Source organism: Anabaena sp. CCY 9613, assembly GCF_963920895.1.
GTDB lineage: Bacteria > Cyanobacteriota > Cyanobacteriia > Cyanobacteriales > Nostocaceae > Cyanocohniella.
In genome coordinates this window covers 366,714-380,636 of record NZ_CAWUDE010000001.1, presented here as the reverse complement: position 1 = coordinate 380,636, position 13,923 = coordinate 366,714, and the positions used below count along the sequence as shown (strand labels likewise).

Sequence of the window (13,923 nt, the reverse complement as noted above, 5' to 3'; positions counted from 1 at the left end):
TGAGACAGCAGGTTGGGCGGGCAATGCCCGACTTGTAGCGACTATCATGCGCGAATGTAAGCGCAGAGAATTGGCCATGATGTGATGTGGGTTTTATCTAGGCTAATCCGACTGGAGCAATCATCTATAATTACTTGTAAATCAAGTCATGCTTCACAAGAATATGAGTGAATTACAAACAAAGCTCAATTCTGATACTTGGGTAGTAGCTACTTGGGATGAATATATTCAAGTGATTGAAAGTCCTGCTTGTGAAAAAGCAAAAGGTTACTACTATGGTGGAAAAATGAGGGTCGAAATGCCACCAGTGGGAAATGATCATGCCAGTGATCACACAATTATTATTTCTGCTATTAGCATATTTACTGCCGTTAAGGGTATTAACCTAAATGGTAAGGATTGCTGTAGTTATCGGCAAGTAGGATGTAGAGAAGTCCAACCTGATATTTCTTATTATATTGGTGACAATGCTGATGCTATTCCCTACGGTATTTCTATTATCAACCTCGATGTTTATCCACCACCAGATTTAGTGATTGAGGTGGCGAATACTTCATTGGCTGATGACCAAGGTGCAAAACGACTTTTGTATGAAGATTTAGGGGTGAAGGAATATTGGATTGTTGATGTTTTAAATGTTCAAGTTATTGCTTTTGCTATTGAGAATGGTGGTAGTCGCCGTATTAGTGAATCTTTGGTTTTACAGGGCTTGGTGTTTTCTCTACTCAATGAGGCTTTACGGCGGACTCGTCAAATGAATCATGGTCAAGTTGGTAGTTGGTTATTAAGCCAATTTCGTAATTCGTAATTACAGCCAACTATGTTATTTATACCTCCCTTGTATAACAATCTTCACGAATAAATTTAGTTTTGCCCAACTACTGAAAATAATCACTGAAAGATTAAGTTGAGTCGCTGCTGGGTTCTGGTTAATGCTTCAGATGGGGAGCTTTGCCCTAATAAGACAGATTCAATTGCCCGGCCTAAACTATCGGAAATGCGATTATAACCCGGAAAGATGGGACGCGATCGCCCGTGTTGAGCTTGGTCTAAAAATACTTGCAAGGATGGTTGCTTTTTGACAAATTCTTGATAACGGGGATTTTCGCGTGATTTCAAGTTGATGGGTAAATAGCCTGTTCCCAAAGCTAGTTCTGTCTGAAATTCTTCACTCATGGTATATTCGGCAAAGGTGAAGGCTGCTTGTTCTCTTTCTGGTGTGGTTTTGAATAAAAACAGGTTTTCGCCACCAACACTGGTAGCTGGTTCTTTATCTACGGGAATGGGAAATACGCCAAAATCAACGCCACTTTCAGTAAATTCACCAAGACTCCAAGGGCCAGTTACCTGCATGGCTACATTACCAGCAATTAAATCGCCTGTCTCATAACCCCGTTCTGGGGCAGATAACATGGCGGAACCATCGGTAATTAAATTACGCCAAAATTCTAACGCTGCGATCGCGCCTGGATTATCTTGTAACATGACGTTAGATGGGTCTTGTGCATTCCCGGTGACTAACTCGCCGCCGCTACTCCACATAAATGGTAACCAGGTGAAAACGGTAAATTCTCCTTTCCCTGAAGGTAAAAACATACCATATTGATCTGTGCGGCCATCGCCATCAAAATCACGAGTTAATTGTTTAGCAACTTGGCGAAACTCTACCCAAGTCCGGGGTAATTCTTTGATTCCGGCTTTCTCAAACAAACTAGGACGATAATACACACCCACGTTATTGGTCGCAAACGGTAATGACCAAATTTGCCCCTGGTATTCCATTGATTCAAACAACGCCGGGTCAATTTCGTCTTTTACCGGAGATTTGTCTAGCTTGTCATTTAAAGGAATTAGGGCTTCTAGTTCTACTAATTGACCAGCAATGGTGGGGTTGTACCATAGTAAATCTGGCGGCGCATTACCAACGACGGCTGCCAAAATTTTGGGTGTTTGCTGATCCTGTTGTCCAGCATACAAAGACTCTACTTGAATATTCGGGTGAGTTTGATTAAATTTATCTACCAGCTTTTGTAAAACATCCCGATTTGGCGGTGGATTCACACCTTGCCATAAAGTGATGTGAATTACATCTGCTTCTCTAGTTTGTGTAAATTGGCATCCACCTAAAGCCAGTATACCTACCAGGAATAACAGCAATAAATTTCTCAGGTATCGCAGGTTTTTTCTTTTTTTCTGGTAATTCCGGGGTGCAGAAGAAAGCCGTGCATCACTTATGTTTAGTACATTGGCCAACTTTAGCGATTTGATAACCACAATTTTGGCACTACTTATGAGATATCGCACAATTGAAGTAATTTTCACCGTTTCAGTTACATAATTCAACAAATATGCCTTTGCATCTTGGCAAAAGCTATGTATATCCTAAACTTTGAAGGGAGCGTTCATCATTTGAGATTATGGCAGGACATAGTAAATGGGCAAATATTAAGCGCCAGAAGGCTGTAGTAGATGCCAAAAAGGGTAAGACATTCACGCAGTTATCTAGGGCAATTATTGTGGCTGCGAGAAGCGGTGTACCAGACCCGGCGGGAAATTTTCAGTTACGCACAGCCATTGATAAAGCTAAGGCGGCGGGTATACCTAATGATAATATTGAACGGGCGATCGCAAAAGGTACTGGCACTTTTGGCGCGGATGGTGCCAGTTTTGAGGCTATTCGTTACGAGGGTTATGGCCCTGGTGGTGTGGCAGTTTTAATTGAAGCTTTTACAGATAATCGTAATCGGACGGCTGCTGATTTGCGGGTTGCTTTTAGTAAAAATGGGGGCAATTTGGGTGAAACTGGCTGTGTTAGCTGGATGTTTGACCAAAAGGGTGTTTGTCTAGTGGCGGGTGTGGTGGACGAAGACCAGCTTTTGGAAGCTTCCCTAGAAGGTGGGGCGGAATTTTATGAAATGACTGAAGATGAGACTGCTGAGGTGTTTACTGAGGTGACAAATTTGGAAGTTCTCTCCCAGGCGTTGAAGGAACAAGGATTTCAAGTGAATGATGCGGAATTGCGTTGGCTTCCGAGTAATTATGTGGAAGTGACTGATACCGACCAGGCGCGATCGCTCCTCAAGTTAATTGATACTCTAGAGGGGTTGGATGATGTGCAAAATGTGACTGCTAATTTTGATATGGCAGAAAATTTGATGGATTTGATGATGGTTTAAGATTTAAATTAACCGTAATTACGAATTACGAATTACGAATTATTGATATCCCGCAGCTTGCAAAGAAAACAATTTGGCATAGCGTCCTTCTGTTTGTAGCAATTCTTCGTGAGTGCCTTGTTCTGTAACTTTTCCACTTTCAATGACTACGATTTTATCGGCCATTCGCACTGTGGAGAAGCGATGAGAAATTAAAAATACCATCTGATTTTTGGTCAGGGTGCGAAAATGATTGAATATATCAAACTCTGCTTGAGCATCCATTGCTGATGTGGGTTCATCTAAGACTAAAATATCTGCCTGTGTTCGCATAAAGGCGCGGGCTAGGGCGATTTTTTGCCATTGTCCCCCGGAAAGTTCTTGTCCTCTGTTGAACCAACGCCCCAGTTGCGTTTGGAAGTTTTGCGGTAATTTCTCGATGAAGGGTTGGGCCATACCTTTTTCGGCGGCTATTTGCCAACGATGTTTATCTTCTAAATATTCTACGTCACCAACACCGATATTCTCGCCGACAGTGAATTGGTAACGGACAAAGTTTTGAAAAATTACTCCAATGCGTTGTCGTAAGACATTTACATCCCATTGTTGCAAATCTAAGCCATCTAAATAAATTCGCCCGGAATCTGGGGTGTAGAGTCGGGTGAGTAATTTAATTAAAGTTGTTTTACCAGAACCGTTTTCACCGACAATTGCGAGTTTTTCTCCTGGTTTTAAATGCAGTGAAATATCTGTTAATGCAGGTTGGGAACTTCCGGGATAAGTAAATGATACGTTCTCAAAACGAATACCATCTTGAGGCTTGATACCTGTAGTAGCATTACCCCAAGTTTGTGGTACTTCTTCTTCTAAGAAATCGTAGAGATTCGATAAATATAAGTTGTCTTCGTACATTCCCCCGATGGAAGTCAGGGCGTTAGAAAATGTAGACTGTCCTTGGCGAAATACGGTGAGATACATGGTCATATCTCCTAAGGAAATTCTCGCCATGACTGTTTCTATGACAATCCAAGCGTAGGCTAAGTAAAAAGCCGCTGTACTCACTAAACTCAGCAGATATCCCCACAGTCCCCGCCGCAGTGTTAAATCTCGGTCTTCGCCATAAAGTTGATGAAACAGATTGCGGTAACGTCCTAATAAAGTGTCTCCGAGTTGGTAGAGTTTGATTTCTGTAGCAAAGTCTTCTCTGGCCAATAAATTTTCAATGTAGTGCTGTTGACGAGTTTCTGCGGCCCGCCAACTAAATAAACGAAAGGCTTGTCCAGCAAACTTGGTTTCGGCAATGAAGGCTGGCATGGCTGCTAAAATTAGCACTAGCACTGCCCAAGTTGAGAAATTGACTAATAATACGCCGTAGGTAATTAAAGACAGGGCGTTTTGTACCAAACCAAAGGTGCGATTTACTAAAGAAAGGGGACGCACAGATGCTTCTCGCCGGGCGTTGGTGAGTTTGTCATAAAATTCCGAATCTTCAAAGTGGCGTAAATCTAGTGTGAGGGCTTTTTCTAAAATCAGTACATTTACCTTTTGCCCAAGTAGCACACGCAACAATGACTGACAAATAGAGATGCCTCGTTGACTAGCAGCCAACAGAGCGATCGCAATGGCTTCTAATCCTACATATAATAAAGGTTGAGAGATATCGCCATCACCCGCTTGAGCAGCTAAAACTACGGCATCGACAATTAACTTACCAAGGTAGGCGATCGCCGCTGGTAATAAACCAGCTATTAAAGTTAAAGTAGCCAGAATAATGGTCAGGATGTGGCTAGTATTCCACACTAAGCTGATAGCCCGTCCACTGTAGCGAAAAACTGCTAGTGATTGGCGCACCGTATTTCGTATCTTTTTCATACTTATTTATATAACGTAGAAACACCTATAATCACCAATTTCACCAATGAAGGTGACAATATGACTAGGTTGGGTTTCCTACGTCAACCCAATTTACAATTTTTTTGCCCCAATTTAGGCGTGTCAGTCCACTACAGTTAATGAACTTAGCCAACCGAAAACGCTATAACTTTTTAAAAGCTAAATGTTGTCCGCACTGTACCAACATAAATGGTGTCATTACCTTGATTATTTTCTGGACTAGTAATCACAAATAAACCAGGAGTAATGGCAATATTATCGGTGACTTGAAAATGATAAAAGGCTTCTAGATGTAAGGAAGTATCTTGATCTGCAAGGTTATTACCGAAACTATTGTAAGTGACTTTAGGAGGTTGACCCACCACAAACCCAGCAAAACTATCGTCTTCTTGCAGATCTCTAATAGCTAACATTAATGCCCATGTAGAAATGACAGCGCTTGGGGTAGTTGGTAAATCTTCTGCTTGTGCTTGGATAAAACCAATTCGGCCTCCAAGGGTGATACTAGGGTTAAGTTGCCAAGCTGCTTCTGCACCAAAGGAATTAGCAGCGATCGCATCTGCCTCATTATCAAACGGATCACCAGTTAAGTCACTGCCAGTTCCCGTATTCAGATTATTGTAAGAGTAGATATAGGTAAAACTGAGTGCTGTGGTTTTAGTGGGTTCAAGGGTAAGTTGCGCGATCGCCCCATAAGGACTAGCAAAAATCCCCCTCTCTGGGTTATTGACATCGCTGGTAATATATCCTATCGAGAAATTGAGAGAGTCATTGAAATTATGAGAAATACCGACACCTGCACCACCACCTTGGCGGCGAATGGGATTTTCTCGTCCAAATGTAGAAATCGAGCCGTCTCCACTACCACTAAAAAGAGGATTGACACTAGGAACAAAGTCACCTAATCCTCCTCCCAAAGCGTACACAGTCATGCGGGTTTCCTTGCCTAGTGGGAATCTATAATCTAGTTCATCTACTTCTATTTCATTATTATTATCACCATCAAAACCCAAATTTGCCATTTGAGTGCCGGTAAACTCTTCTAATTCTGGTGTATTACGTGCTTGCAAACGTACTTGCAATTCATCCTTACCAGTGAAACTGCTTTTGAGGCTCAGACGCAGGCGATCGCTCAATACTAAATTGTTATTTACTGGCTTTGTTCTACTGTTAGCTCTGTTTCCCCCAGCAAATCCACTTACAGCAAAAATAATTTCTCCTTCTAGTTCAATATGAGGGGAAAACTGTTGTTTTTCCAACGTTGTAACTTTGGATTCTAATAAATCTACTCGCTGATTCAGGGTTGCTAATTCTGGAGAAAATTCTGCTTGTAATCTTTTGATAGTATTTAATGTTTCTTGATTAATTGTCTCTGATTTATTTATATTTATTAAGCAAATATTTAATTGGCGAGCAAATTGATATCTGTTTAAGGTTTTATTTTCAATTTCAGCACAATTGTATTGTTTAATTAATGCTTTTAAGGTGTGAAATTCCCAACTATCAATGTTAATGTCTAATAATTGATAAACTGGTATAATTTGATTTAATTTAGCATCTGGGGTGGCAATAGCTTTAGTTATGCTACTCATACAAAGTGAACTAATTACAGTAATCAAGCGAATTTTTCGCCAACAAGTTGAATTTATCAATGCTATCTCCTGAAAGTAAGTAATAAGTAGGAATTTATGTCACGCAAAGCCGCAGAGACGCAGAGAGTAAGTATTAATTAATTGATATGGAGACGCTGTTCGCATAAGTTTAATAGTTCTGGGGTAAAAGGGCGACGTTCTGGAAATTGGGTACTGATATGAATGTGTCGAACTAAGGTGAGAGTAGTGTAGGTTTCAATTGCTGGCAGGTATTTATCTGTTGTCAGTTGTAGAAATTTTTTAATTAAAGCAGTTTCATATTCACGTAATGCTTCAGAGTTGCCAAAGGTGCGGAGGCTATATTCTTGAAGATGAGCAATGAAATTACCAATATCAAGTGCTGGATTACCGTGACAATATAAATCTAGATCGATGAGATACAACCGAGAATTATTAATAATCACTTGATCGGGATAAAAATCACGGTGAATACCACAGGGTTTTAATTCTGGTGTATTTTGTCCTAAATGATTACTTGCTGCTAATATTTCTTCTAAGCGTTTTTGCCATTGTGGATATTGCTGCATCACTAAAGTAATGCGTTCCTGTAAAATTTGCAGTTCGTCTGAAATGGTATGAGAACGCCGAGGAGGAATATTAGTTTGGTGAAGTTTATGAGCAGCTTCCGCAACTTTATTAGCTAGTAAAATATTATTATTTGGTGTCAGCAATTGAGTAGCAATCTTACCTTCAACCTGTCGCTGTAACCACATTTGCCATTGCGGAATTATCCCCACAGGTTCAGGTACAGAAATACCATCAGCACTATTATCTGCAAAACCCTGCTCCCACAAAGATTTTTGTAATTCATAACTATGAAAATCTGTTCCTTTAGCTCTCACCTTACCAATCAGCGTAATTATTTGCCCAGAATTATTAATTAATTCATATTTAATCAAACAACGCCTACCCGGTTTATGACGAATAACTTCCACTTTTTGCAGACAACAATTTTGCGCGATCGCCAAACACCGACCAAAACATTCTTCCACCTGTACCCGATCAATCGCCGCCTCCAAAAAAGGCATTTTACTATCATTAACAAAAACAGTCATAATTCTTCTTCTACTCTTTGCGACTTTGCAACGCTAGTTGCTACAAGTCGGCGGAGCCGCCCAACACACTAGCTCGCCTTTGCGTGAGTTAATTCCTCATTTCGCATTGCATTTTGCACCTCATACAAAGCCTTATAACGCCCATTTACTTGCATCAACTCCACATGAGAGCCTTGTTCTACCACTCGCCCATGTTCCAAAAAAACAATCATATCTGCACTCCGAGCAAAATCAAGGTCATGAGTAATTAAAAAAGTCGTACAATTTTCTGATAATTGTTGTAGTGCATCAATCACAACCTTCTCATTGCCCTTATCTAACCCTGTAGTCGGTTCATCTAAAATCAAAATAGGTGCTTGACGAATAGCAGCACGGGCGATCGCAATGCGTTGTCTTTGTCCACCAGATAGAGTTGCGCCTCGTTCCCCTACCACAGTGTCGTATCCTTGCGGTAAAGCTTGAATGAAATCATCAGCATTAGCTAAACGAGCGGCTGCTATAATTTCCGCATCAGATACCCCAGCAATCCCGTAAGCAATATTTTCCCGAATAGTTGCAGCAAATAAAATACTATCTTGCAAAACCACACTAATTTGCGGGCGTAATGATGCTAATGTATACTCTCGAATATTCCGCCCATCAATGATCACACGACCTTGTGAAGGGTCATAAAGGCGTAATAATAAACTGACTAATGTAGATTTCCCACCACCAGAAGTCCCTACAATCGCTACTTGCTGTCCTGGTTGAATGTTTAAATTGATATCTTGCAGTAAAACTTGTCCTGATTCATAACCAAAGTGAACATTCTCAAAACGCACTGCACCTCGGAAAATCGGGGCGGGTATTGCATCCGGTGAATCCCGGACATCTGGTTGCTGATTTAATACATCTAAAATGCGCTCACCAGAAGCCGTAGCTTTCGCCAGTCGTCCAGTGTACTTAGCAAAGTTCTGCACCGGCTTAAAAGCATTCTTGAGATAAGTGAGAAATACCAACACATCCCCAGGCGTTAAAGCATCTCGCAACGCCAGCCAAGAACCGTACCATAATACAATGGCTGTTCCTAAAGCAATCACAGCATCTACAGTACGTTCTAAATGCGCCGCTAGACGTTGGGTTTTCACACTTTCTTTGAGACTACGCTGATTTTGTTGAGCAAATACCCGCGCAAAAGCATCTTGTAACGAAAGTGCTTTCACCAATTTAATCGCCGCAATAGACTCCGCAGCCGTCGCCGCTACCATTCCTTCTTGTTGGCGTTGCTTTAATGAAGATGCGCGAATGCGTTTGCTCAGTCGCTGAGTAATTAACCAAAATAACGGTAGGGTAAATAGTGACAGTAAAGTCAGACTGGGATTCATCAAAAACATCACCCCAATCATGCCAAATAAAGTGAGAATGCTCACTATCAAGGGTAATGCAGCCGTAATCATAATTTCTTGTAAACGACTAGCATCACTACTCACACGCACAATCAAATCACCGCTACGCGCCTTGGTGTGATAACCCAACGATAAATCCTGTAAGTGGCAGTATAAATGATTACGGATTTTTCCCATAACTCGGCTACCCACAGTAGCTAGTCCCACAGTACTCCAGTAAGCAGCTAGAGCGCGTAAAACAGTAATAACTAGAACTGCAACGGCTGAAAATGTCAGCAATGTCATTGGTTCTAGGTTAGCAATAGCGGGAATATTCTTTAACTTATCACTTCGTATTAATACGTAATCAAAAACAAACTTCAGCGGCCAAGGTTCCAACACCCGTAGCCCCACATCTGCAAGCAAAGCGATCGCAGAAGTTAAAAGTAGTCCTGATTGAGGACGAATGTAAGGCCAGAAATAAGCTAGAACTCCCCACAAACTAGGCTTTGACATTTATCGCCTCACCTCCATAGCAATTCCAGCTAGATGCAGAATCTTTTGAGCGATCGCATCCCAAGTATGATGTGTTAGCACCGTGTTGCGAGCAGCTTGTCCTAAAGAACGGCGGAGATTAGGCGATCGCCACAATTGTTCCAAGGAATTAGCCAGTGCGATCGCATCACCAGGAGGACAAAGAATACCATTCACCCCTGAATCAATTAAATTCGTTAATTGCCCAATATTACTAACAACCACAGGCAAACCAGCCGCCATATATTCATACACTTTTAACGGGGAAAAATAAAAATCAGATTGTGCAGGATAAGGTGCAACAGCAACATCTATTTTTGTTAATAATTGGGGAACTGCATCAGGATTTACTGCACCAGTAAATTGAGTATAAGCATCTAATTTCTTAGCAACTAATTCCGCTTCTAAATTTTCTCTTTCCGGGCCATCACCCACAATTAATAGTTGGGCATTGGGAACATGCTGATGCAGACGAGCAAAAGCCTCTGTGAGAATTGATAATCCATGCCAAGGTTTCAAAGAACCGACAAATCCCACAGTAAAACTGTCTGCTAAATTATCATTAGCAACAATAGAAAACCGCTGCGGATTTACCCCATTAGGAATCACATAAACTTTAGATTCATCCACATAATTCATTAAATAACTTTTCACTTCCTCAGATACAGCAATAATCACAGTAGCCGCCGAAAAAACCCGATTAGCCACCTCTTCAGCACCATGAACATTAATCAATCCCCGATGCTTTGACTGTTCTGTAATTAAAGGAGAATTAACCTCCAAAATCCCAGGAATACCCATAGCTTGAGCAGACTCCATAGCGCTATAACTCCAAAGAGAATAACGCTCATAAACACAGTCAAAACAGCCAAAACTCTGCAAATACTTAATTAAATCAGCATTAATCGTCAAAGCAGCCTGCTCCCGTAAAGCCTTTTCCTGCTTAGGAATAGCCGGAAGTTGACAAACCCCAACATTAACCAAATCAGCAGGTAAATCGCCCCCCAACCGAGTAGCAAACAAATCCACCTCACACCCCTGTCCTTGCAACCCCCGAATCACCTCCTGCACATGAATCGAGCAACCCTTGCGCCCAAAAACAGGAATCCCCGGATCAGCACAGATATATGCAACTCTCACCCCTTACACCTCCTTTGCGTCTTTGCGCGCCAGTTGCTTCTCTTCTCTACGAGAGGCTGCGCCAACGAGACGCTCCGCGAACAAGTCGGCGGAGCCGCCCAACGCACTGGCTTGCCTTTGCGTGAAAAATAAACCCCTCAAACTCCCAGCATTACGCTCAATATCAAACTCCGACTCAATCAAACTCCTAGCCCGAACCGCCAAATCAACCCGCAAACCCGAATCAGTAAGGAGTTGCTGAAAGGCGATCGCCAACTTCTCAGCATCATATTGCGGCACAATAAAACCAGTCTCCCCATCACGTACCAACTCCGGAATCCCCGTCACATCAGTACTGACACAGGGTGTTCCCAAAGCCATCGCTTCCAACAAAACCGTAGGTAAACCATCCCGATTCCCATCCTTACCAATCACATAAGGCGCTGCAAACACAGCCGCTTGCTGCATCAATTGAAACACCTCATTTTGAGGACGCGGCCCCACAATTTCCACCCTAGACTGCAATTTTAAATCTTGAATTTGCCTTTTTAATGCAGGTTCCAACGTCCCTGTACCCACAATTTGACATTGAAAATCATAATTTTTTTCCTGCAAAATAGCGCAAGCATCTATCAAAACAGATAATCCCTTCTTCTCAATCAACCGCCCCACAGAAATAATTACAGGAGGACGATTAGCGGGAGAAGAATATTCTAATTTTCGTAAATCTAAACCGTTATAAATGCGCTTGACATGTTTTGCAGCTACACCATAAGTCTCTTGCAAATACTTGAGGTTATAGTCACTGACAGTCACCACAGTAGCCGCATCCTCTAACTTGCGTTGCATATCTGCAAATTCCACACTTTCATGAAAGATATCTTTAGCATGAGCCGTGAAAGTATAAGGAATACCTGTAACGTGAGATGCTAATCGAGTCACACTAGTAGCCACAGTACCAAAATGAGCGTGTAAATGAGTAATGCCTTTTAGTTGTGCTTCTCGTGCTAACCATGCAGCTTGGTAGACAGTACTAGCTTGTTCCCCTTCAGCAACTGCTAACTTTGTCCAAAAGTCTGGGATCACTTTACTAGCTTCTTGTAATTCTGCCCAAAAATAACTAGCAGCTGTCGGTGCAAGACTATTGAGTGAATCGCTTACTCGTCCTTGAATTGGTTTTTTAATGTAAGTGACAGGCGCACGCACCAGGGAAATAATATTTTGAAAATGAGTATCACATGGTGGTCTTAAAGCAAAAATTTCAATGTTTAAACCAGCTGCTTCATGAGCCAAGATTTCATTAACTACAAAGGTTTCAGAATATCGAGGATAACGTTTGAGAACGTAACCAACACGTGTCATAGTTCGTAATTAGTAATTCGTAATTAAATAAGGTTGGATGTTAAATTTTATCTCCCTCATCCTCTCACGATGCTTGTTGTGATGAATGATGACCAGAGGTGAGGATTTCTTCAATAAATTGAGGAATGCGGGTGAGTCCGTTGAGATCAATATGGTTACGGACTTGGGGTGGTTGGATGTCTTGTTTTAGCCAGTCTGTTATGGCTTGAGAGGTTAGATGATTTGGGTGTAGTACGTCAATTAAGCCTAGTGCTTGTAATCGTTCAGCCCGGATTAGTTGTTCTTTTCGGGGTTTGATGCGGGGTACAATGAGCGATCGCTTGGCAAATGACAGTAATTCACAAGTTGTATTATAGCCACCCATCGAAATAACGCGTTCGGCTCGATTCAATAACAGTGTTGGTTCAGCTAAGTATTCTAATACTTGTAAGTTGTCACGTTGAGCGGCATAGTTTTGCAGTTTTTGCCTTTCTTCTCGTGGCATAAATGGCCCTGTCAAAATAATGCCATTCATTTCTGGTGGTAATTCAGCATGAGCAAATGTTTGCGCTAACCTCGCTCCATCTTGTCCACCACCCACCAAGCACAATACTAATTTTTTTGATGGTAAATTGAGTGATTTAAATGCCTGGATGCTTTCAATATCCATGAACTTGAGGCGGCTACGTTGATCAAGATAGCCAGTGTAGCGGAATTTAGATCCGGTTTTTGGCTTAAATTGATATTCTTGCACTAAATCATAGATGGTTGGATCACCATACACCCAAACAGCATCATAGTATGTTTGAATCGCCTTTTCATTAGCTTTGCGTTTCCAATCTCGACGTACGGATTTGGGTTCATCTAAGACATCCCGCAAACCGAGAATGCAATGTGTTTGTTTTTGGCTCTGCAAGTAATTGAGCGTGGGATCTAGCTCGTTGACGGCTCCCCGTGGCACATTATCCACAATGAAGATATCGGGTTTAAAGGCTTGAATTGTCGTGAGAATGACTTGCGATCGCAGTGTAATAATTTCCTGCAATGATAAATCCCATCGGCGCGCCTGATATTCCCCATCAATGTTTTTATGTAAAGCAGGTAAGGTTAAACAATCTACGCCTGGAGGTGTGGGGATATTACTGGCATCTTTGATACCGCTAATCAGTAAAATATCAGTTTCTAGGGTCGAACAACCTAAGGTTTGAGCAATTAAAAAATTGCGGCGTTTGTGTCCCAACCCCATTGTGTCATGAGAGTATAAAGCAATACGCCACTTTCGTCCATTGCTGAATGAATTACTGGCCTCCGGAGGCTCTACACTAGCCGATGTTCGTGTTATTTCTCTACAGTGAGGGAACAAGTTCTTCATTTGCACTCCTGACAAATATTTTATCCGGTGCTAATACCGTTTTTTTTATCGCCATATCCACATAATTAACCTGCCTATATAGGCTTATTTATTAAGTCCTTTACTTCAGCCTCTGGGTGGATAATGTGCTAGTCAGCCTGTATTCAACAATTGACAAATTGAGGAAACACTTTTTTCAGAAAATCAACTTGATTATTACTGAACTTAGCCTGACAAATGATTGCCAACATCGCTCTATCCATCGAATTTAATGAGATAAATTTCTAACGATGACTGATGGATCTCTTAGGAGAGATATCCTGTTGTTTGACAAAAACTGTTTTTTCTCCTTTTTATGCGGTTTATCTAAAAGATTTAAATTAAGACTAGGTTATTAAAAAATTAACAAAAGTTAAACGATATTTTATAGCATATCAATTTAATATAAAAATTGCATGA

10 protein-coding genes are annotated in these 13,923 nt (G+C 41.4%); 2 read left to right on the top strand and 8 right to left on the bottom strand.

The window, feature by feature from the left end; genetic code table 11:
* The first annotated feature begins 163 nt into the window (after positions 1–163).
* Complete coding sequence (locus ACM0OT_RS01615) at positions 164–808, top strand: Uma2 family endonuclease (protein ID WP_414562135.1); 645 nt, start codon at positions 164–166, stop codon at positions 806–808.
* An 83-nt stretch (positions 809–891) separates the two neighbouring features.
* Here ACM0OT_RS01615 and ACM0OT_RS01610 read toward each other — a convergent pair whose 3' ends face one another.
* Positions 892–2,178, bottom strand: a complete 1,287-nt coding sequence (locus ACM0OT_RS01610; protein ID WP_414562245.1) for an ABC transporter substrate-binding protein — start codon at positions 2,176–2,178, stop codon at positions 892–894.
* 239 nt (positions 2,179–2,417) lie between these two features.
* Between ACM0OT_RS01610 and ACM0OT_RS01605 the strand changes: the two genes are divergently transcribed.
* Positions 2,418–3,176: a YebC/PmpR family DNA-binding transcriptional regulator gene (locus ACM0OT_RS01605; protein WP_414562133.1), complete on the top strand. Its 759-nt coding sequence runs from the start codon at positions 2,418–2,420 to the stop codon at positions 3,174–3,176.
* Positions 3,177–3,215: 39 nt separating this feature from the next.
* Here ACM0OT_RS01605 and ACM0OT_RS01600 read toward each other — a convergent pair whose 3' ends face one another.
* From ACM0OT_RS01600 to ACM0OT_RS01570, 7 genes are all read right to left on the bottom strand, one after another.
* Positions 3,216–5,027, bottom strand: coding sequence for an ABC transporter ATP-binding protein (locus ACM0OT_RS01600; protein ID WP_414562131.1), 1,812 nt, complete (start codon positions 5,025–5,027; stop codon positions 3,216–3,218).
* Positions 5,028–5,200: 173 nt separating this feature from the next.
* Positions 5,201–6,640: an iron uptake porin gene (locus tag ACM0OT_RS01595; protein ID WP_414562129.1), complete on the bottom strand. Its 1,440-nt coding sequence runs from the start codon at positions 6,638–6,640 to the stop codon at positions 5,201–5,203.
* A 137-nt stretch (positions 6,641–6,777) separates the two neighbouring features.
* Positions 6,778–7,755 carry an aminoglycoside phosphotransferase family protein gene (locus ACM0OT_RS01590; protein WP_414562127.1) on the bottom strand — a complete coding sequence of 326 codons (978 nt, stop codon included), beginning with the start codon at positions 7,753–7,755 and terminating at the stop codon, positions 6,778–6,780.
* A 68-nt stretch (positions 7,756–7,823) separates the two neighbouring features.
* Entirely contained in the window at positions 7,824–9,635 is a 1,812-nt protein-coding gene (locus tag ACM0OT_RS01585) for an ABC transporter ATP-binding protein (RefSeq protein ID WP_414562125.1), read from the bottom strand.
* Complete coding sequence (locus ACM0OT_RS01580; protein ID WP_414562124.1) at positions 9,636–10,793, bottom strand: glycosyltransferase family 4 protein; 1,158 nt, start codon at positions 10,791–10,793, stop codon at positions 9,636–9,638.
* A gap of 3 nt (positions 10,794–10,796) precedes the next feature.
* On the bottom strand, positions 10,797–12,134 hold the full coding sequence (locus tag ACM0OT_RS01575) for a glycosyltransferase family 4 protein (protein WP_414562122.1): 1,338 nt from the start codon (positions 12,132–12,134) through the stop codon (positions 10,797–10,799).
* A 64-nt stretch (positions 12,135–12,198) separates the two neighbouring features.
* Positions 12,199–13,485: a glycosyltransferase family protein gene (locus tag ACM0OT_RS01570; RefSeq protein ID WP_414562120.1), complete on the bottom strand. Its 1,287-nt coding sequence runs from the start codon at positions 13,483–13,485 to the stop codon at positions 12,199–12,201.
* Positions 13,486–13,923: the final 438 nt, after the last annotated feature.